15 protein-coding genes are annotated in these 22,613 nt (G+C 40.7%); 14 read left to right on the top strand and 1 reads right to left on the bottom strand.

What is annotated here, in order from left to right:
- Positions 1–519 precede the first annotated feature (519 nt).
- The 7 genes from Q8G36_RS19635 to Q8G36_RS19605 all read left to right on the top strand — a co-directional run bounded on the left by Q8G36_RS19635 (position 520) and on the right by Q8G36_RS19605 (position 9,406).
- On the top strand, positions 520–1,719 hold the full coding sequence (locus tag Q8G36_RS19635; RefSeq protein ID WP_305161490.1) for an FAD/NAD(P)-binding oxidoreductase: 1,200 nt from the start codon (positions 520–522) through the stop codon (positions 1,717–1,719).
- 62 nt (positions 1,720–1,781) lie between these two features.
- Positions 1,782–3,215 carry an MBL fold metallo-hydrolase gene (locus Q8G36_RS19630; RefSeq protein WP_305161473.1) on the top strand — a complete coding sequence of 478 codons (1,434 nt, stop codon included), beginning with the start codon at positions 1,782–1,784 and terminating at the stop codon, positions 3,213–3,215.
- 220 nt (positions 3,216–3,435) lie between these two features.
- Entirely contained in the window at positions 3,436–4,617 is a 1,182-nt protein-coding gene (locus Q8G36_RS19625; RefSeq protein WP_305161474.1) for a MalY/PatB family protein, read from the top strand.
- Between the two features lie 63 nt (positions 4,618–4,680).
- Positions 4,681–6,126, top strand: a complete 1,446-nt coding sequence (locus Q8G36_RS19620) for a sigma-54 interaction domain-containing protein (protein ID WP_305161475.1) — start codon at positions 4,681–4,683, stop codon at positions 6,124–6,126.
- Positions 6,127–6,359: 233 nt separating this feature from the next.
- On the top strand, positions 6,360–7,838 hold the full coding sequence (locus tag Q8G36_RS19615) for an amino acid permease (protein WP_137020904.1): 1,479 nt from the start codon (positions 6,360–6,362) through the stop codon (positions 7,836–7,838).
- Positions 7,839–7,937: 99 nt separating this feature from the next.
- Entirely contained in the window at positions 7,938–8,318 is a 381-nt protein-coding gene (locus Q8G36_RS19610; RefSeq protein WP_137020905.1) for a RidA family protein, read from the top strand.
- 92 nt (positions 8,319–8,410) lie between these two features.
- Positions 8,411–9,406, top strand: a complete 996-nt coding sequence (locus Q8G36_RS19605) for a D-cysteine desulfhydrase (protein WP_305161476.1) — start codon at positions 8,411–8,413, stop codon at positions 9,404–9,406.
- Positions 9,407–10,431: 1,025 nt separating this feature from the next.
- Here the strand turns inward: Q8G36_RS19605 and Q8G36_RS19600 are convergent.
- Entirely contained in the window at positions 10,432–10,614 is a 183-nt protein-coding gene (locus Q8G36_RS19600; protein WP_289318811.1) for a hypothetical protein, read from the bottom strand.
- A 383-nt stretch (positions 10,615–10,997) separates the two neighbouring features.
- Here Q8G36_RS19600 and Q8G36_RS19595 point away from each other — a divergent pair, with 383 nt between their 5' ends.
- From Q8G36_RS19595 to essA, 7 genes are all read left to right on the top strand, one after another.
- A complete protein-coding gene (locus tag Q8G36_RS19595; protein ID WP_305161477.1) occupies positions 10,998–11,912 on the top strand; it encodes a nucleoside hydrolase in 915 nt (304 codons plus the stop codon).
- A 592-nt stretch (positions 11,913–12,504) separates the two neighbouring features.
- A complete protein-coding gene (locus Q8G36_RS19590; RefSeq protein WP_305161478.1) occupies positions 12,505–12,795 on the top strand; it encodes a WXG100 family type VII secretion target in 291 nt (96 codons plus the stop codon).
- A gap of 96 nt (positions 12,796–12,891) precedes the next feature.
- The gene (locus tag Q8G36_RS19585) at positions 12,892–13,131 is read left to right on the top strand and encodes an EsaB/YukD family protein (RefSeq protein ID WP_053537134.1); all 240 of its coding nucleotides are present in this window, start codon (positions 12,892–12,894) and stop codon (positions 13,129–13,131) included.
- Positions 13,132–13,201: 70 nt separating this feature from the next.
- Positions 13,202–14,551, top strand: coding sequence for a type VII secretion protein EssB (essB, locus tag Q8G36_RS19580; protein WP_305161479.1), 1,350 nt, complete (start codon positions 13,202–13,204; stop codon positions 14,549–14,551).
- 30 nt (positions 14,552–14,581) lie between these two features.
- A complete protein-coding gene (essC, locus tag Q8G36_RS19575) occupies positions 14,582–19,063 on the top strand; it encodes a type VII secretion protein EssC (RefSeq protein WP_305161480.1) in 4,482 nt (1,493 codons plus the stop codon).
- On the top strand, positions 19,056–21,983 hold the full coding sequence (gene esaA / locus Q8G36_RS19570; RefSeq protein WP_305161481.1) for a type VII secretion protein EsaA: 2,928 nt from the start codon (positions 19,056–19,058) through the stop codon (positions 21,981–21,983). Before essC ends, esaA begins: the two co-directional genes overlap by 8 nt.
- Positions 21,970–22,452: a type VII secretion protein EssA gene (gene essA / locus Q8G36_RS19565; RefSeq protein ID WP_305161482.1), complete on the top strand. Its 483-nt coding sequence runs from the start codon at positions 21,970–21,972 to the stop codon at positions 22,450–22,452. The genes esaA and essA overlap by 14 nt, the downstream gene beginning before the upstream one ends.
- The last annotated feature ends 161 nt before the right edge of the window (positions 22,453–22,613 follow it).

Genomic DNA, 22,613 nt, shown 5'->3' with positions numbered 1-22,613 from the left:
GCTCATGTAAAGACCTATGAAAAACCAACTTTCTTATAGGCTTGGCCTTGGATAAACGTTAAGGACGACAGTATCCGTTCAGTTTAACATTCTATAATACCAGTTACGTTAAATCGCCTTAATAAAATTGAGGCGATTTTTTTTTTTCTTCAGAAGTAACATATTGTTTATTCTATTTCAGTTAAACGATGCCGAAAATAAAATTCTTATTAACCGATATGTTAAAGAATCATTTTATACAAGAAGATTTTATTACAGATGCAAAAATAGTTCCTATTCCTAAGAAGGCTTAAGGCTTGATGAGAAAGTCTTTTTAATAGAATGGTGGCAAAATTGAGAATTTTATAAAGTGTAGGGTGCGTAAACCAAGCCGTTTTACAGGAGAAATAAGTTGGCATGGTTTTTGCTGTATAAAATGGTAGTAAAAGTTGGTAGCCATTTACACTAATCATTAATGCTGAGGTGTTAGATTGGTGAGCTACTTTATAAAATTGAGATGAGGAGATTAGAATGGCAAATATGAAGAATGAAACACATTACAAAATTTTGATTGTAGGAGGGGGCAGTGCCGGAATTACGGTTGCAGCCCGTCTCCTGCGTGAATCTCGCACTCTGAGCGGAAACATTGCCATCATTGACCCTGCGACGAAACATTACTATCAGCCATTATGGACACTTGTGGGAGCTGGCGAAGCTGACAAAACTGTGACACAAAGGGAGGAAGCATCCGTTATTCCGAACGGAGCCGTGTGGGTGCAGGATGCGATAACCACATTTCAGCCGGATGAAAATGCTGTTGTAACAGCATCCGGAAAGAAACTGCACTACGAATATCTAGTTGTCGCTGCCGGGATTCAAATTAACTGGCATGAAATCAAGGGGTTAAAAGAGAGTATTGGAAAGAATGGGGTATGTAGTAATTACTCTTATGATTATGTTGATAGCACTTGGGAGGCGATCAGAAACTTCAAGGGGGGGACTTCCATTTTTACGAATCCGAACACGCCGGTAAAATGCGGTGGAGCTCCTCAAAAGATTATGTATTTGGCAGAAGATTATTTCAGAAAATCAGGAGTTCGCCCGCAATCTTCGGTTATTTTTGTTTCAGGTAGCCCATCCATATTCAATGTGAAAAAATATGAACAGGCACTAAATAAAATAATTGAACGAAAACAAATCGAGACATGTTTTATGCATCATCTCATTGAAATTGATGGTGACAAGAAACGAGCGACATTTGAAAATCTGAACACAAAAGAGCGTGTGGATATGCAATATGACATGATTCATGTGGTACCACCGATGAGCGCCCCTAATTTTATCAAGAATAGTTCCCTCGCAGCTAGTAATGGTTGGCTGAATGTAGATAAATATACGCTGCAGCATGAACACTTTGACAATATATTTGGCATAGGGGATTGCACAAACTTGCCTACGTCAAAAACAGGGGCTGCAATTCGCAAACAAGCGCCCGTGCTTGTGCAAAATTTACTTCATCGGATGCGTGCCAAACAAATGGTTCATAAATATGACGGCTATACATCATGTCCACTTGTTACTGGATACGGGCGGCTTATACTGGCTGAATTCAATTATGATTTAAAGCCGCAAGAGACCTTTCCTATCGATCAATCCCGTGAGAGGTTCAGTATGTATGTATTGAAGAAAAACTTGCTTCCCATTATGTATTGGAACGGGATGCTTAAAGGTATGATGTAATAACATTTCTGATAGGCATAACAAAACAAAAGTAAGTAAGACCCTTAAAAGGAGGATGATTTATGCTACTCAAGTATTTTTATGATGAGAAACTGGCTCAAGCTTCATACCTTGTAGGATGTCAGGCTACTGGCGAAGCGATCATTGTTGATCCGTCACGTAATATAGAACCTTATATTAAAACGGCTAGAGCACATGGTGTGCGAATCGTGGGTGTAACGGAAACACACATCCACGCGGATTTTTTATCTGGTTCACAGGAGCTAGCTTCAAGGCTTGGGGCCACATTGTATTTGTCTGATGAAGGAGGGGCGGACTGGAAATATGAGTACGCAACTGGGTATGAACACTGCTTTCTAAGAAATGGAGATGTATTTTCCATTGGAAATATCAATTTTGAGGTGGTACATACACCAGGACACACACCTGAACATATATCGCTGCTCGTAACAGATGGGGGTGCATCTACCAAGGATCCGCTCGGCATATTTTCCGGAGATTTTGTATTTGTGGGTGATGTGGGGCGTCCCGACTTATTAGAAAAAGCCGCAGGGGTGCACGCTTCCTCGGGAAAAATGGCAAGCATGATGTATCGATCTCTGCAGCAGTTTAAAAACCTTCCTGACTATCTGCAAGTATGGCCAGGGCATGGAGCGGGCAGTGCCTGTGGAAAAGCGCTAGGTGCAATCCCGTCGTCAACCATTGGATATGAAAAACGGACAAATTGGGCATTGCAATATGATAATGAGGATCGCTTTATAGAAGCGCTGTTGGCTGGACAGCCGGAGGCACCCCCTTATTTTTCAATGATGAAGTGGTTGAATAAAGAGGGAGCGCAGCAAATTCGAAGGATGGTAACACCACATCATATGGAGGTTTCAATAGATATTGTGCAGGAATGGACGGAACAGGGAATTGTTATTGATACGCGTCCAGCCAGTGAATTTGCCACCAAGCATATACGAGGGGTAATTAATATCCCCTATAACAAATCATTTGTAACTTGGGCGGGATGGTTGTTGGATTATGACCAGCCTATATATCTTCTAGCATGCAATGCTGATGTGGCAGATATGATAAATGATCTCCAGTCCATTGGATTGGATCGCGTCATTGCAACAATGGAACCATATATCATTGAGCAGGCAGGAGAATCTGATTCGCGTGTTATGAAGTATGAAGAAGTGACAATAGACCAGGTGGATGGCACTATTCAAACAGAACGCATATATGTGCTTGATGTCCGAAGCATGGGCGAATGGGAGAAAGGCCATATTCCGCAGGCGAAGCATGTGATGCTTGGTCATTTGCAGGAACAGGTACACAAAATTCCGCATGATAAACCAATTTTGGTTTATTGCAAAACAGGCGGAAGATCAGCCATCGCTGCAAGCTTACTACAAGTTCATGGTTTTAAAGAAGTACAAAGCCTTGCAGGCGGTTATGAAGAATGGAGTAAACAGAAGAAGTTGCCACCCACTAGAGATGCTAAATGAAATCTTTGAATTTTATCATCCATGCGAAAATTTTACCATGATTGCAAATGTGAAAATACTTATGATGAGAAGGTTTTTAAAAAATGACCGCGGTATTAGGGGATTCAACCAAGGAATTCTATAAAAATAAGGAGATTTTATAAGAGAAATAGGTTGGCATGACAATTGCATATATAAAGAGGCAAGGTACACAAGCAAACATGAGAAGGAGAGATACTCGATGAAATATAATTTTGACCAAGAAATCCGTCGACTGAACACTGACTGCGAAAAGTGGGATGATCTTGAAAATCATTTTGGCGTAAAGGATGTTATACCGATGTGGGTGGCCGATATGGATTTTCAGTCTCCACAACCTATCATCGAAGCATTAAAACAACGTGTGGAGCACGGTGTTTATGGCTACACGCTTAGACCGGACTCGTACATGGAATCCATAGTTGGTTGGCTGAAAAGAAGACATCGATGGTCCATTGAGAAAGAATGGATTACCCACAGCCCAGGAGTGATTCCAGCCCTATCGTTGGCGATTCAGTCCTTCACGCAGACAGGGGACAAAATAATTATCCAACCTCCTGTATACCATCATTTTTCCCGTGTAATCCAAGCGAACGGCCGTGAAATTGTAAACAACCCGCTTAAGCTTGAAAATGGGCGTTATTCCATAGATTTCGAAGATTTAGAGGCAAAGATAGATTCATCGGTAAAAATGTTGATTCTGTGTAGCCCTCATAACCCGATCGGAAGGGTATGGAGCAAAGAAGAATTGACGAGATTGGGACAGATTTGTATGAAGCATAACATTCTCGTTGTGGCAGATGAAATTCATTTTGACTTTGTTTATAAGACACATACTCACATTCCTTTTGCCTCTATATCAGAAGAGTTTGCGAACCATTCTCTTACCTGCATTGCGCCAAGCAAAACTTTTAACCTGATGGGTGTACAGACGTCAAGTATCATCATTCCAAATCAGCAACTGCGCGATAGGTATGATCGAGAACTTAATACATTATCCATTGGTTCGCCGAACATATTTGGCGTTGTTGCGTTAGAGGCTGCTTACCGACACGGAGAAGAATGGCTGGATCAGCTCCTTGAATATTTGCAGGGGAATTTGGAGTTCACTCTGAGTTACTTCAGCAAAAACATCCCGCAAATCAAAGTTATCCAGCCTGAAGGCACATACCTTGTATGGCTGGATTGCCGGGAATTAGGGTTTTCAGTTAAAGAAATGGATCAATTTATGTTGCGCAGAGCAAGGGTTGCAATGAATGAAGGGCACATTTTCGGTATGGAAGGTGAAGGGTTTATGCGACTTAATATCGCTTGCCCGCGTTCGATGTTGAAAAATGCTTTGGGTGGCATAGAAAAAGCTTTCTCCTCATTGTGCAAAGCGTAGAAATTTATTTTATAATAAAGTTATTTTATTATTTCATATAGCGCAATAGCAGAGGAGGATAATATGGCAGGTTTTATCGGCATACAGCAGTTTATTCAAGATTACGCTGAGAACACAGCAGGAATCCTTGGCCTGGATATAACCGTGCTTGATGAAAAGGGCGTCCGAATTAGTGGAACCGGCTACTATAAAGACCTCATTGGCAAAACGGCTCCGGAAGGCTCCTTTTTCAGAATGATATTGGAAACAGGGGAGCCTGGAGTGGTTTACGATGTGAAAAAAGATGAGTCGCAATGTAGGAGTTGTAAATTCGTGAAACAATGCAAAGAACTTGCTACCATCGGGTTTCCTATTGTAAAGCAAGACAAACCAGTTGGCGTCATCGGCATGATTGGTTTTTCCCATGAACAAAAGGAGAAAATGATTATAGAATCAGAGAATTTGATCCAGTTTCTACGCAATGTTAGTACATTGTTAGGCAATAAATTAGCAATGCTGGACCCAGTTAAAGAACCGGGTTGCAAAATACAAGAAGATATCCCGATCCCCCCGAAATCTATTACTTTTGAAAACATTCTTGGTAAAGATTCCGGGCTTCAAGATGTTATTAAAAAAGCTAGACGGATCATAAACAGCCCATCCACTGTGTTGATTAGGGGAGATAGCGGTACGGGGAAGGAATTATTAGCCAAAGCGATTCATTTTGAAAGCAAGCGCCGAATGGATTCATTTGTGGCAGTAAATTGCGCAGCCATACCTGAGAGCTTGTTGGAAAGTGAGTTGTTTGGTTACGAGGGCGGATCATTTACCGGCTCGAGTCGGAATGGGAAAATGGGGAAATTTGAATTAGCGCACAAAGGAACCATTTTTCTTGATGAAATTGGTGATATGCCGCTTTTCTTGCAGCCAAAGTTATTACGGGTTTTACAAGAAAGAGAGATTGAAAGAATCGGTGGAAAAAAAGCAATCGAGATTAATGTACGGGTGATTGCTGCCACTCACCGAAACTTAGAGGAAATGGTGCGAAACGGTACCTTTCGCGAAGATTTATATTATCGTCTCAATGTCCTCCCTCTCCATACCAAACCTTTGAGAGAACGGCGTGAGGATATCGCTTTGTATCTCGAACATTTCATTCATAAACATTGTAAGGTCATGCAAAGGTATCCACTTAGACTTGACCCCATGCTGGAGCAATGGCTTATACGCTATGATTGGCCGGGGAATATACGTCAGTTGGAAAACGCCGTAGAATATATGGTCAATATGGCTGAAGCAGATATCGTCGGATTCCATGATTTACCTGACTATCTGTTTCAACATGATCATCTCTCTGCCGATTGTAGAGGGTTAAGTTTGGAAGAAATGATTTCTGAATATGAAAAAGAAGTAATCCAGAGCTATTTTCTGACTGAAAAATATCGAAATGATAAAGAAGAAATTGCCCGGGAACTTAAGATTAGCCTGTCTACTCTTTATCGTAAGTTGGAAAAATACCAATTATGTTAACTTCGTTTAAAAGATTTCTATTTTACCCATTTAAAGTTACTTGAAATGAAAGAGAGAGTGCTCATATCAATTTCTCGCCTGAGTTTTTTGTGAGGACAAAAGCAGAAGGTAGAGGTATTTTAATAATTTACTGAAAATTCTCTAAATAATCAATAAAGAGATTATTCAAAAGAACAGCCAGATGAGCCTTGCATACAAAGTATTTGAACTATGAGTAAATTGGGGGATACACTATGGGGAAATTAGAAGCAGAGATAAGTAACACCCTAGAAGAGCGAAATTCAAAAGGATCATTACAAAGGAAGCTGCAATCCAGACATTTAACGATGATGGCTATAGGTGGCGCTATTGGAACTGGATTGTTTGTATCCAGCGGATCGACGATTAGCACTGCGGGGCCGGGAGGAGCGCTTGCTGCATATATTCTGGTAGGAATCATGGTCTATTTTGTCATGAATAGTTTAGGAGAGCTATCGGCCTTCTTACCGGTCCCGGGGGCTTTTGACATCTATGCCTCAAGGTATATTGATCCTGCGTTAGGCTTTGCGTTAGGTTGGAACTATTGGTATACAACCGCGATAACTGTTCCTGCAGATTTGGTGGCCTCTACTCTTATTATGAAGTATTGGTTTCCGGACTCACCTTCTATCTTGTGGAGTGCACTTTTTCTGGGTTTGTTGCTAATCTTAAATGTTTTATCAGTCAAGGCATATGGGGAAAGTGAATATTGGTTTGCCGGTATTAAGGTCATCTCGATCATCATATTTCTCGTTATTGGGGTTGCCATGATTTTTGGAATTATGGGAGGACATACGGTCGGGTTCAGTAACTTTACCCAAGGAGATGCTCCTTTCCATGGCGGGCTTGTATCTATCTTTAGTGTTGTGCTCATCGCGGGCTTTGCATTCCAGGGAACTGAGGTGATTGCGACGGCAGCCGGTGAAACCGAAAATCCATCAAAAAACGTACCGAAAGCCATTCGGTCAATCTTCTGGCGAATCCTTATTTTCTACGTGTTGACGATTTTTGTTATCGGTTTGATTATCCCTTATACGGATCCAAACCTGCTTAAATCCGGCGTTCAAAATGTATCTATCAGCCCCTTCACTCTTGTTCTTCAGAGAGCTGGGTTGGCATTTGCAGCTTCCGTCATGAATGCAGTGCTTCTTACATCTGTTTTATCAGCAGCAAATTCAGCAATGTATGCTTCTTCACGTATGCTATGGGCACTGGCGAAAGAAGGAAAGGCACCACGAATTTTTGCACGGCTTAACAGGAAGGGAATTCCCATGTGGGCCCTTTGTACAACTGCTTTTATAGGACTTGCCTCTTTTTTGGCTTCACTTTTTGGAAATGGTTCAGTTTTTATTTGGTTGGTAAATGCTTCAGCCCTTACCGGATTTATCAAATGGTTCGGGATTGCCGTTAGTCATTACCGCTTCCGTAAGGCCTATGTAGCCCAAGGCAGAGATCTAAATGAATTGCCGTTTAAAGCCAAATGGTACCCGCTGGGCCCGGTTATCACGCTGTTATTTTTTGTGGTTTTCATTTTTGGGCAGACTCTTTTTTACGGAGATCAAATTAGCTGGGCAGAAATTATCGCGACGTATATAGGTCTTCCTATTTTCTTGCTTCTCTGGCTTGGTTATAAAATCATTAAGAAAACAAAAATAGTTCCTCTGATGGAGTGTGATTTTGAGCGCAAAGAATAAGAGGGAAGGCTTGTAATGAATGTAAGCGTTTTATTCAAAGGGAAATTAAATTCTATTTCGTATTAATAGGATTACACACAAAAAAAAGAGGTGGTTTATATGACAAAAGAAACAATCATAACCAAAGAAGCCCCTAAGGCTATCGGTCCTTATTCACAAGGTATTAAAGTAGGAAATGTAGTGTATACTTCAGGGCAGCTGCCAATTCATCCTGAAACTGGAGAAATGCCTGATAATATTGAGGAGCAAACAAGAGTGTCATTGGAGAATCTTAAGAAGGTTATAGAAGCGGCGGGAGCAAGCTTACAGCAGGTAATAAAAACAACGGTTTTTTTAAGTGATATGAATCACTTTGCCGCGATGAATCATGTATATGGAGAATTTTTTACAGATAACTATCCAGCTAGAAGTGCGATTGAAGTTGCTCGTTTACCTAAAGATGCTATGATTGAAATCGAAGCGGTTGCTATGATTCAATAAAAGTTATTGAAAAGAGAACGTCAGATTGATATTCTCTTTTCTTTAATTTACATAGGTTAGTCTTATACAGAGAATACAGGAGGAGTTTTAATATGAATTTAGCACAATTCCCCAGACGTCGATATACACCAACAAATACACCCTTTGAGAAATTACATCATTTTACTGAAGTGCTTGGGGGTCCTTCTATTTATATTAAACGAGATGATTTACTTGGGCTGACGGCTGGTGGAAATAAAACAAGAAAACTAGAGTTCCTTGTTGCCGATGCATTGGAAAAAGGCGCGGATACGTTAATTACATGTGGAGGCATTCAATCAAATCATTGCCGTTTAACTCTCGCCGCTGCAGTTAAAGAGAAGATGAAGTGTATTCTTGTATTGGAAGAGGGGCTTTTAACAAATTCTGAGCCGGATTTTAATGGTAACTATTTTCTGTATCATTTACTGGGCACTGAAAAAATCAAGGTTGTACCTAATGGAACGGACTTGATGAAAGAAATGCAGAAAATAGCTAAAGAGGTAACGGAAGAGGGAAATAACCCTTACATTATTCCGGTTGGGGGATCGAATATCATTGGTGCAACGGGATATGTTGCTTGCGCTCAGGAGATTTTGACACAGTCCTTTGATCAAGGAGTCAATGTGAATGCCGTTGTTTGTGTAAGCGGTAGTGGGGGAATGCATGCTGGTTTGGTGTCTGGATTTCATGGAAATCAAAGTGGAATATCGGTAATTGGAATAAACGTAAGCAGAGGAAAAGCTGAACAAGAAGAGAAAGTTTTTCAGCTTGTTAAAGAAACCTCAGCACACATCGGCATTCCAAATTCAATCCCTCGTGTGGCTGTTATGTGTTTTGATGAGTATGTCGGACCTGGTTATGCTATACCTACGCCTGAAATGGTGGAAGCTGTCAAACTCATGGCAAGAACAGAAGGGATTTTATTGGATCCGGTATATACGGGTAAAGCGGCAGCGGGACTCATTGATTTAATACAAAAAGGCACTTTTAAGCCGGAAGATAATATCCTATTTGTACACTCTGGCGGCGCCTCATCACTATACGCCAATACTTCTCTCTTTTATTGAAATTTGATTATAATGTGGCAATATTGTGAATCAAAAAAACAATAAAATAGAAGCCAAGGTAATATCCGGTTCTGGTTCTAAGATGCATTTATTTGAAAGTGGTATTTAGAATCAGCCCCATGCAGCCATACCAAATAGTTGATGAATGAACTTCATCTGATTTGGTATAGACTTGAACAATGCTTTTCTGCTACTGTGGGATAGAATATGATGAAAATTATCCATCCCCGTAAATAGACTATTAAATAAGGTTTGTTATGTTGCATTCGTCAAAAATGAGCTGGATGAAAATATCCGGCTCATTAGAACCATAGTTTTCATATTCAGTTTTCAGTCGCTGGTTCAATCCCATCGTCTTCCTAAAGAAAAGCTCCATTTGGCTAAGCAGCTTTCAGCTTAACCAAATGGAGCTTTTTAAGGGATATGCGAGATATCCTTTTTTTGTAAATTAGTTAAATCTCTTGTTGAAATTTAAATCTAATTTATAAAAATTAAATTTAGCTGTTAAAAATCTATAATCGATATACGTTTTTTCTTTGTTTGGCATTTATCCAAAAAACAGTTGTTTTTTCCTTTTCTTTTTATCAAATTCTAAAGGTCTCATCCAATAATTGATAAATGCACTAGAATGACATCGTTCCCTGTTGCTTTGCGTTTAACTTGCTGTTCAATTCCAAATTAATGGCCATTAACCTTCATCAACATCTGGTTGTAATCATTTACAAGTTCATCCCATAACAGTGGACCGAAAGACCCTACAGCAATAGATTTATTCTTTTGAACCTAAGGATGAAAAATATGAGAAGCGATGATATGGGTTTATCTTATGGCGATTCTTTTGACCATTTTGTCCGTTTGAAGATTTTCCATATTCAACTATTAAAAATAAGTATTCATAGCTTCCTGCCTTAACAGGTGCGTAAGAGCCAATCACTTAAGAGAAGACTCATATTAGTTTATTCAGTCAAAATGAAATTCCCTCTTTTTTTAGTTTTAATAGGCGGCTGGGGTTTTAAAACTGAAGTTCAATGTATAGAAACGAACTTACTCCTCAATTCCTCTTCCGTTACTTCGATCTTTCCTTTCAAATCTTCAGCTAGTAATACATAACTTTTCACACCTATGAATTCTGAATGTGATATTAAAAAGAATTTTGTTCCCTTTTTATACGCAGAAGGATCATCTACAATCAACTTAAACATTTTCATCCTTTTTCCACCTTGGATATCATAAATTCGTAACGCATGCATTCATAACTACCTTTGGAATAGACGTAATAGCATTGAACAAGAAGAAAAAGGAATTAGGGCACTACTAAGATACAACTTCTTCTTTTCACTTTTTATATCATTGATATTTATGAGCGGTCAACTATTTTTACTGGTAGATACAAGAACCAGTGGGCATTGTCATTTGTTTGCGAATTGTGAGTATTCCTAACTTTCTGTGGAACTGCCTATCGTTGAATGTTAAAATTCAGTTGAAAAACAGTGTTTCATGATACATAAGAAAGAGAAAAGAGAGGCAATCAATTTGTTATTTCCCTATTGAAAAAGGCTCTCAAAAAGTGATTTTGGAAGGTGTGGAAATTTTGAAACCAATCATATTTGATGTTGATACTGGGATTGATGATGCCATGGCGATGGCATATGCTTTAAATTCCCCGGAATTGGAGGTGCTCGGATTCACCACTTGCTTTGGTAACGTGCCCGTTGTTGAATCGACCCGCAATACACTTGCCGTTTTGGAGAAATTAAATAGGCGCATTCCGGTTTTTGAAGGTGCTGACCAAACTTTGGTGCGCGGAAGGAAGAAGAAATATCCCAAGCATGTTCATGGGGAAGACGGGTTAGGAAATACCCTTCAGTTTGAACCAACCATCAAAGCATCACAAGGAAATGCAGTAGATTTCATTATCGATCAAGTGAAAAGCCGACCGCATGAAATTACGATTATTGCAGTTGGACCAATGACTAACATCGCAATGGCGATTAAAAAAGCCCCAACGATCATGTCCTTAGTAAAAGAGGTCGTTATTATGGGCGGTGCCGTAAACGTACCAGGAAACGTAACCCCTTATGCTGAAGCGAACATAATATCAGATCCTGAAGCAGCTGATCAGGTATTTGCTTCAGGGCTGCCAATCACCCTAGTGGGGCTTGACGTGACACTGCAAACATATCTTCTGAAATCGAAGCTTGATGATTGGCGTGCCACTGGTAAGGAAAGCGCCAAATTTTTAGCGGAAATGACCGATTATTATATGAAAGCATATGAAAACTCCCATCCAGGTTTGGGCGGTTGCGCACTTCATGATCCGCTTGCTGTCGGGGTAGCGATTGATTCAAGTTTTGTGAGTACAGAATGGATGAACGTCAAGGTGGTGACCGAAGGTGAAGAAACAGGCAGGACAATCGGTCAAAAGGATGGCGAACCAAGAATCCGCGTCTGTACGAATGTGGAAAGTGATCGGTTTGTGAAACATTTTTTGGAACGGGTTATATGACTAAGCAACGTAATTGAATCATGTATTACGCTATCACTTTTCCCAAAACCTTTGGGAAGAGATGGCCTGTTTCTGTTGAATGAAACGATTCTCGCTATATGACGTATTCCTGCTGTAGCTAAGTAAGTAGGAGGCCGACATGATCGGAGATAGGTTGAATAAAGCGGAGTCAGGTTAAATTATCATTGAAAAAATGGCCCTCCGTTCATTCGGATGTCCTGGTTTGGGATTCGATCCATTATTAAGGCAAACAGTATGGAAACAATTGATTTTCAGACTTTAATCAAACGTTTGATTAAAAAGAAAGCCTAAAGTCACTTTTATTATGGTGAAAACCGTATTATTGGATAATGCTACAGAAATATTGGGTATAAAGAACTTTTTTTACCATAAAAAAGTAAATTATTAAAAATTAAATGAAAAATGGGTTTAAAGATTTGGGAAAACAGGTACATAGACTTTCGTAATGCCATATTTAGGTTTTTTTATATAATCATAATTTACCATTTTTCGACTTTGCGCTTATTTATATGGCAGAAAATGTATGGTTCCATTAAAATGTACTATATAAGATAAAAGGAGGATTTTTTCTATGTCACAAATTCGCGTAACACCTTCGGAACTGAAAGATGTAGCAAGACAATATGATAATGAGAGCCAACAAGTAACGGATATGATTGGTCGTTTAGATAGAATGAGAGATCATTTAACTGGTATTTGGGAAGGTTCTTCCAGTGAGGCTTTCGTAGGTCAGTACGAAGAATTAAAGCCTTCATTCATGGATATGGCCCGCTTGTTGAATGAAGTTTCTCAACAACTGAATAGATCAGCTCAAATCCTTGAAGACACAGATAATCAGATTGCTAGTCAAATTCGCGGATAATCATTAGGTCAATGAGATAAAGAAATTTCTAGGAAAAAGCGCCGCGACTCTTTATGAAGATCGTGGTGCTTTTTTGCTTTAAAAGAGGTGGTTTCCATATATATTCAACTAACGATCGATTTAAACAGGTATACAGGGGAAGTATTTGATTTGCAAGTATCGAATTACCGCTCCATCAAGAAGGTTGTGGAAATTATATGGCAGGTAAAGGATATTGCCAGTGCACCTAAAGAAGGCTATTGGGTGCGGGTCCAGAATAAAGAGTTCGTATGTTCAGGTTATGAAACCCTGCTTGATAGCGGAATTACGACGGGGGACCGCCTTGAGATCCTCTAGTGGATTAAGTGTGGACTCTTTATAGGAAAAAAGTCTAAAGCCCTTTAGCAGGGGTAAAGGAGTACATAAAATGGATGAGAAAAAATCCTCATATCTGGAGAAAAAAACAGAAGCTGCAATGATGAAGGATGATAAGGGGCATTTATTCGTTTTCCAACGGGCAAAACTATCGATGCAAGACCCATTGGAATTACAGCTTATTCATGAAGCGGATGATGCTCTTCAGAAATATATAGAAGTGACAGAGGACGAGGTGCAGATCAGAGTAAATCCACCAGCCTCTTTTTTTGTTTTTTCCAAAGCTAAAGATAAAAATACATTGAGTCGATGGTTATCGTCTTATCAAATCTTGAAGAAAATCAGGAATCATGAATTGAGTCGCCTGCAACTAGTCGTCTGTCCAGAAAATATCGTTTTTGATTCAAGCTTGGCCCCATATTTCCTGCATTATGGCGTAAAAGGCAGTTTGCCTACTTATGAGCATAATCAAGATGAGCTATTTAAAGAAACGAAGGCCACGATTTCTGCGCTTGTAGATGGGCAGTATACATTCGAAGAGTATCTGCTTTACCATAAAACACTAAAACTATCGAACGAATCACAAATTATATTGGCATCGGAGACTTGGGATGAACTTTCCACGGTCATTCAAAACCGGATAGATGCTTTAGAGAAGGAAGAAAAAGCATTTGTGCATATCCCTGAAAAGAAATGGAAAATGGGCCGTTATACACTTTGGGGTACGGTGATCGTTCTAGTGCCACTGCTGGTGTATACGATTTACACACTATTCTTCTCCCAACCTAGGCAGGATGCATATGTAGAAAGCGGTGAAAGCTTTTTAAAACAAAAATATAGTGAAGTCATTGACCGGTTGGAAAACTACGATCCGAAAAATATGCCGTATGTCGTTCAATATGAACTGGCGAAGTCCTATGTCACTTATGAGCCGTTAGATGATGTCAGGAAGAAGAATGTAGAAAATGCAATCACTTTGCAAACGGATAGTCAGTATCTCCTATATTGGATTTATATAGGCAGGGGCATGAACGAGGACGCGATCGATTTGGCGAGAATCATGGAGGATCGCGAATTGATTATGTATGGGCTGGTAAACCAGAAAGAACAGATTAAGTTGGACGATAAACTTTCAGGGGAAGAAAAGGAAACGCAAATTAAAGAAGTCGATACTGAGCTATCCCAATATGAAAAGGAAAAAGAGGAATTGGATAAGCAATTGGAGGAACAGCAAGATCAGAACCCTGCTGCAACAGAGTCGAATTTAGAGGATAAAAGCGCAGCGGAAGCAAAACCTGCTGTAAAAGAAGAAGCGGAAAACGAACCTGCTTCTGGGGGAAATGAAGAAAATAAGGATTCCTCCAAAAAATCATCTGAAGAAAAAGAGAAAAGCAAAGAGTGAGCAATGGGCCTTTTGCGGAGGTGAGATTTAATGAGTTCATTATGGATTTATTCTAAAGGGACCTACCAATCCTTTACGATCAAGGATAAAAATAACGGGCCAATTACGATTGGGCCATCAAAACAGGATACGATCACCGTTTATTCCATTCCCTTTGAACAAGGTCCTATCAAGCTGGAAAAACATGAGGAACTTGATGGATATGAGGTGTTTAGAGAGGACAAGAAGCTTGGCGATGTAAAGCCATTCCAAAGCTTCACCTTTCATGAAGGAGAAGAAACGGTCGAGATTTTTTATACGGCAGGGGATTTGGAAGAAAGCCTCTATTATATAGGCAACATGAAAGAAATCACTTTATCGGCCAAGGTGGGAGCGACTATCCGTAAAGAAGGACCAGTTTCCGGCAATGACTTTTCCTTTGTGCTTCATAAAGGGGAGTGGCTTCTCATGCCAAAGGGAAATTGCAGGATATTCCTGAATGGTGAAAGGGTAACGAAGGCTGTTCCCATTCAAAATGGTGATCTGATTAGCTGGCCGAATATGGTGCTGAGGATGGTTGAAGGCGACTTATTGATGGTTCTTAGTGCCGAGAGTTATGAAACTTCTTTATCTAAAATGAAGAAGCCAATCTCTGAAATGAAAAAAAACTATCCACAATATCGCCGGACACCAAGGATGATTTACGAATTGCCGGATGAGAAAGTGACGATATCTTTTCCGAGCCAAGAATCGGAAGATAATAATAGAGGGTTATGGCTAATCCTTATGCCGCCTTTGATGATGCTAATCGTCATGGGGGTCATTACGGTCATTCAGCCTCGGGGCATTTTCATCATCATATCGATTGTGATGTTCACAACGACTTTAGTTACCTCGACGGTACAATACTTTAAAGACAAAAAGAAGCAAAAATTCAGAGAAGAAAAACGTCAACGTGTATATACCAGGTATTTAGAGCAGAAGAGGGAAGAACTGCAAGAGCTGTCTGAAAAACAAAAGAATGTGCTGTTCTATCATTACCCTTCCTTTGAAAGGATGAAGCATCTAACTGATAGTATTAGCGACCGTATATGGGAGCGAACTTTGGAAAGTGAAGATGCTCTGCACTTTAAGATCGGAACGGCGACCATACCCTCAAGTTATCAGGTGTCGGTAAATAGCAGCGATATGTCCAATCGGGATATAGATGATTTACTTGAGCAGTCGCAGGAACTTGTGGATGTATACAAAAACTTGGATGATCTTCCGTTATCCATCGATTTATCAAGCGGATCGATGGGCCTGGTCGGAAAGGAATCGATTGTTAAACGGGAGCTGCAACAACTGATTGGGCAACTGGCCTTTTTTCATAGTTATCATGATGTTCGATTTGTGGCCATTTTTCCGGAAAAGGATTACCAGGAATGGGAATGGATGAAATGGCTCCCCCATTTTCAATTGCCGCATGCCTATGCAAAAGGCTTTATATATAATGAGCAATCACGTGACCAGCTGCTGACCTCGATTTATCAGCTATTGAGAGAAAGAGATTTGGATGAGAACAAAGGGAAAGTGAGATTCACTCCCCACTTGGTCTTTATTGTCACGGATCGTAATTTAATTGCGGAGCATGTCATATTGGAATATTTAGAAGGTAAAACAGACGATTTAGGTATCTCGACGATTTTTGCAGCGGATGCAAAAGAGAGTTTGACGGAAAATGTCCATACGCTTGTGAAGTACATAAATGATTTTGAGGGTGAGATTCTCATTCAGCAAACGAAGGCGGTTCATACTCCTTTTACACTTGATGCACATTCAAAAGAAGGGAATGAGCGTTTTGCACGGACGCTGCGTTCACTAGATCATCAAAAAGGCATGAACAATTCCATTCCAGAAACGGTATCATTTCTGGAATTATTGAAAGCTCGTGAAGTGGAAGATCTGCCTATAAGCCAAAACTGGCGGACCAATCAGTCTTCCAAATCCTTGGCAGTTCCCATTGGATTGAAAGGGAAAACGGATAGGGTTGAATTGAATTTGCATGAAAAGGCGCATGGCCCCCATGGATTGGTTGCTGGAACGACAGGATCGGGGAAAAGTGAATTACTGCAAACCTACATCCTATCTTTAGCCGTTCATTATCATCCACATGAAGTGGCCTTTTTGCTCATTGATTATAAAGGTGGGGGAATGGCACAGCCATTCAGGCAGATTCCGCATCTGCTGGGGGTCATTACGAATATTGAGGGAAGCAAGAACTTCAGTGCCAGGGCACTAGCCTCCATCAATAGCGAATTGAAGAAGCGCCAGCGCATGTTTGATCGATACGAAGTCAATCATATCAACGATTACACGGACTTATACAAAGAAGGCAAAGCGGATGTACCGTTACCGCACTTATTTTTGATATCGGATGAGTTTGCGGAACTTAAAAACGAAGAACCAGATTTCATCCGCGAATTAGTGAGTACGGCTCGAATTGGACGGAGCTTGGGAGTTCATTTAATTCTTGCTACACAAAAGCCGGGCGGTGTAATTGATAACCAGATTTGGAGTAATGCCCGTTTTAAAATTTCCTTGAAAGTGCAGGATGCCAATGATAGTAAGGAAATTCTTAAAAATAGCGATGCGGCAAATATTACTGTCACCGGACGGGGATATTTGCAGGTAGGAAATAACGAGGTTTATGAATTGTTCCAGTCTGCGTGGAGCGGTGCACCATATTTAGAGGATACGGTTGGATCTGAGGATGAAGTGGCACTTGTCACAGACCTCGGTCTTGTTCAAATCTCAAATGTATCGGAACAGATCACTAATAAGAGGAAAGAAAAGGTTAGTGAAATTGAAGCTGTGGCGGATCGAATTGTGGCGACACAGGAAGAAATGGAGATTAAGAAGTTGGCAAGCCCATGGCTGCCGCCTCTTTCAGATCGTTTATCGAGAAACACTGAAAGAAGCCTGACGAGGAATCAATTCCACCTGGGAATGAAGGATGAGCCCGAATTGCAGAGCCAGACAAATTATGTCTATAACTGGATTGAAGATGGGAATGTTGGGGTTTTTGGTTCTTCCGGATACGGCAAGTCAACCACCGTTTTGACACTTCTCTTTAGTTTTGCAGATCAATTCAGTCCTGAAGAACTGCATTATTATATATTCGATTTCGGGAATAGCGCTTTACTGCCGATGCGCCAGCTGCCTCATACTGGGGAATACTTTAGGTTCGATGAGTTAAGGAAAATTGAAAAATTCATGTTATTCATGAAGGCGGAAATGGAAAGGCGTAAGCAGCTTTTTTCAGAAAAAGAGCTTAGTAACATAAAGCTTTATAATGCATTAGTGGAAGATAAATTGCCGATCATTTATATCGTGGTCGACAATTTTGACTTGGTGAAGGATGAGATGCAGGACCAGGAAGCGCAATTCGTTCAGTTTGCACGTGATGGACAATCACTTGGAATATTCATGATTTTAACGGCAACGAGAATCAATGCGATTCGCCAGCCGTTAATGAATAGTCTTAAGACGAAGGTCGTCCATTACTTAATGGACAGTTCGGAACAATATTCAGTTTTGGGGAGAACCCCTTATGAAAATGAACCTGTTCCTGGTAGGGCGTTGGTGAAAAAGGACCAAACCTATCTCACGCAGGTTTATTTACCAGCCGATGGAGCGGATGATATAGCCGTTTTGGAAGAAATGAAACAAGCTGTGGCAGAACATAAGGTTAAATATAAGGAAATGGCCAAACCGCCGGCGATTCCGATGTTACCGGCACGTCTTGATTCAAGCAGCTTCAAGAGTTACTGCTCACAAGCCATTAAGAAAGACTCCATTCCGATCGGGCTTTCAGAGGAAAGCGTTACACCTGTTTTCGTGGAGTTGAGTTCCAATCCATTCCTGCTTGTCGTAGGACAGTCACGTAAAGGGAAAACGAATGTCCTTAAAGTGCTCTTGGAATCGTTGCTTACACAGACAATTGGGGAAATTGGTTTATTTGACGGAGTTGATCGTGGCCTATCTTCTTATGCATTTGAGGAGAAGGTGCGCTATGTGGAAACAAAAGACCAGATAACCGAATGGCTCGATCATATCACTGGAATATTGGAAGAACGTGAACGAAGTTATCTAGCGGCATTGGAAATGAAACCGATGAAGCAACTGGAATTCCCGCCGATCATGTTTATCATAGATAGCATTTCAAGGATCCAACAAACGATAGACGGCAGGATTCAGGATAGGATCAGCGGTTTGATGAAACAGTACAGCCATCTCGGGTTTAGTCTTATGGTCGCTGGAAATGCCAACGACTTCACAAAGGGGTATGATTCGTTGACAACCGAACTGAAACAAGTCAGACAGGCTGTTTTGCTTCTTAAAAAATCGGACCAAAGCTTGTATACCCTCTCCTATTCCAGAAAAGAAGAAGAAATACTGCCGGGTTACGGATACTTTGTGCTGAATGGCCAGGAGAGTAAAATCCAAATTCCACTTAGTGAAGAAAGAAGGAGAGTGCAAGAAAGTGTCTGAAAAAATAAAACCGATGCTATTAATCGGTAAAATACTGGTGATCTTAGCGCTGCCAATCTTGTTTTTTTCATATATTGGCCAAAATCCAATGAAAAAGACAGAAACGGCTTCTCGTGAAATCGCCATTGTAAATGAAGATAATGGCACTGAATTTAACAATAATCCCATTTTCGTGGGCTCAGAGCTTGTTACTACATTGGACAAGGATTCTGAATATGAGTGGTTTGTGGTTAATAGAAGTACGGCGGAAAGTGGACTTGCAAATGAAAAGTATGATGCAGTTATATATTTCCCATCCGATTTTTCAGAAAATATTTATACGTTCGATGATGAACAGCCTGTCAAGGCGGGAATAAAGTACAAGGTACAACCTAGTTTGAATGCAGAGAACATGGAAAAGGTACAAAAGGAATTAGAGAAGACAAAGAGCAAAATGAATAAGCATATTTCCACACAGTATTGGAGCTATGTTTCCCAATCAGTCGAGGACATCCGTAAGAAGTTTGATAATGTCCTCGCTAAAGAAATCGCTTTTCAAAACACGATGTATGAGTTTTATACTCCAAGCTCGGAAAGCCTTGCCGGCGAAATCAAGCAGCATAAGGACATGCTTGAAGGAGTCTTTGCCCAGACGAAGGATGCAGGCAAAACGAGTACTGAAACAATGGATGAAATAGGGAACACTAAGACTCAAATGGCTTCCTTTGTACAAGATGTAGTTTCTTTTGAGGAATATCAAAAAGCTCAAAGTAACCTTTTTGAGAAGGCTTCAGTCCAAAATCAGCAGCTGGTCGAGGAGAGTGTTCAATCATATGACAAGGTGCTGAATGAGGCAAACCAATCTTTACCAGAGATTCAGCAAGGGATGAATACGAAATACAGCCTTAATGATCAAGGCATTAGTGAGAATGTTGGAATCATGCAGCAGAAACTTGATTCCAGTAGTAATGAATTGGAACAATTTTCAACAAGCATGAAAGACAACCAAGTAGAACAAATTACGAAAATCACCCAAGATCAACAGAGCTCGATTGAACAATTGAAACAATCGGAAGAGGCGGGTCTTGATAACCTTCAGTCTACCTTGCTTGTGCAAAGAGGAAATCTTGCAAGCAGCTCTGGTGATGGGGAGGTTATTGGTGAGGGAACGACGCCTATAGAAGATATTGAAACGGAAACGGGAAAAGGTGAATCGGTTGCTGCACCTGAAAAGAAGGACCCGATTGATGAACTGTCGCTACAGGTACTGCTGGATCAAATCAATGGGATCAACACGGCACTTGAAAGTTTGGTGCCGGCAGAAGGAAGTGAAGGAGCTGCTGAACAAATCAACATTCTTACAGCAGAACTCCAAACGGAAATCAATAATCTCAGCGGAACGGTAAGCGGCAGAACGGGAAATTATAATCAAGTGATAACGGAGTTTAATACACTGGTGGATTCATATAATGATCTGCTGGCGCAGTTTACGCAATTACAAGCTGATTATAATGAACTCGGTACGAATTATAAGGATTTAGGTGACCAATGGAAAAAGTCACAGGAAGATATTCAAAAATTACAGGACATCCAGAGTATGACAATCGATGAGGCCATCGCAGAAATCAAGACTCTCGAACAGTCACTTCTTGAAAAAGTGGGGGGAGAAAGGCGAGCGGTGCTGGTGAAGGCCTTTGAGAATCCTATCACCAATCGGGATTCAACTACCCTCCTTGCCTATTACGGTTCACTCTCATCTTATGGTGAATTGGCTGAAAGAGTCACGGAAGCAAATGTAGAAAAGGTATTTGCAGCCAATATAAAAGAATTGGAAAACTTGAAAAATGGGGTTTCTGGAAAGGTAGATGAAGAAGCTAAACTCGTTAAAGCCAGTTTAGCAGGTGTCAACGAGAACTTCGGGATGTTCTCAGATTCCATTATGGGTTATATGAAAGAATATGATGCTAACGTTGAAACGGGGCAGAAAGCTACTTTAGCTGAATTAGCGGCAATTACGGGGAAGGCTCAAGAAGTGTCTGCCAATTTGTCAGATCATATGGAAGTTCCTGAAATGGAGGCCGAGCCGCCAGTTAACCTTGATGGAGAAATGTTTGTATCACTTCAAGACAATACGGCAACAACTGTCGGCTTCATTTCCGAACTTGTCAATTCTGTAGCGGAACGACAGGACACGGTCACGAAGGATACAGCAGACCTGCAAGCGAAAGTGGGGTCAGTACAGGAAAGGGCCGATCAGCTTAATGATAATTGGTCCCAAAATGTAGACTCAACCGAAAAAATCAAGACGGACGTATATAGTGTCTTGAACAACACTCTAGTCGATGATCAGCAGAACGGGTATGTGTACGAATATCTAGCGAATCCCGTACAAATCAGCGGGGAAGTCCTTCATCAGGAAAAAGTTAATATCCCGCCAATCGTCATGTTGGTGATCATACTCATTTCTGGGTTATTGATCGGTTTCTTCCTGCATCATTATGAAACCATACCAATGATGGTCCATGCGGCCTTGTTTACCTTATTGAATCTGATCGTAGGTTTAATCATCAGCATGTATGGTTTGAAGATCTATCCCCTGGGAGATATGCAGGAGATTAAATGGACCGTTTTCACCGTCCTGCTTTTATTCTTCTGTTCAGCGTTTACCCGACTTGCCTTCTCGATTGGGCCGTTTGTCGGTGCTATCCTGGTGATTGGTTTGATCAGTTTCTTTACCATTCCATTAATGGATTTAATCATGCCTAATTTCAATGCAGACCACCCGGTTGCAGACGTATACATGTCCATTCAATTCGGTAATCAGTCGGCATTCATTCCGGCTAGTATCACCTTGATTGTGCTGACGCTTATCGCAACGATCATTCCATATATAGTGAAGCGTCTTACAGAAAGAAGAGCAATGGCCCATGAAGTGGAATAAATACGTAATGGCTGTCTTGCTCATCCTGTTTTTTAGCCATGCACCTCATGGCGGGGCGGAAGAGAAACCCATGGTGGAGCCCAATGAATATCAAGAAAAGGATATTGATATTCAAACGGAGTATTTCCATGAGGAAGGATTGTTGGAACAGAAGCGGAACCTGCCTGAAGAACAAAAGGATCTCACATTTGAAAGAGGGAAATATGATGTCATTGACTCGGTGAAGGACTCACTGTTTCTGTCTCCGATGACGGGGAATCAAAATAATACCATCGCTTTAAAATCAGAACAGCTTGGATTATTCTCTGAGGTCGGCATTCGAACGAGAAGCGAAGAAGAAACAGAGCCTTCCCTTAATTTTGACCTGACGATATTGCTCGGCGTCGTTTTGGCACTTTTGGTCGTTTGTCTGTTTTTTATCCTCATTCCGAAAATGGGGAAGCTGAATGGAGAGGTTAAACGAAAATGAAAACAGCCCGATTCCTGGCATAAGTCAGGACTCGGGCTGTTTTTGCTACATATCCATAACGGTTTTAATAAGCCCTAAAAGAAGGGCGGCTGCGAAGATCAAAATGAAGAATTTTTTATACATGATCAGTACCTCTTATATCTTATGAGTGGATTGCATTC

Source organism: Peribacillus frigoritolerans (genome assembly GCF_030676415.1).
Classification (GTDB): Bacteria; Bacillota; Bacilli; order Bacillales; family DSM-1321; genus Peribacillus; species Peribacillus frigoritolerans_A.
The sequence above is the reverse complement of the archived record's forward strand: the minus strand, read 5'-3'. Positions and strand labels throughout refer to the sequence as shown.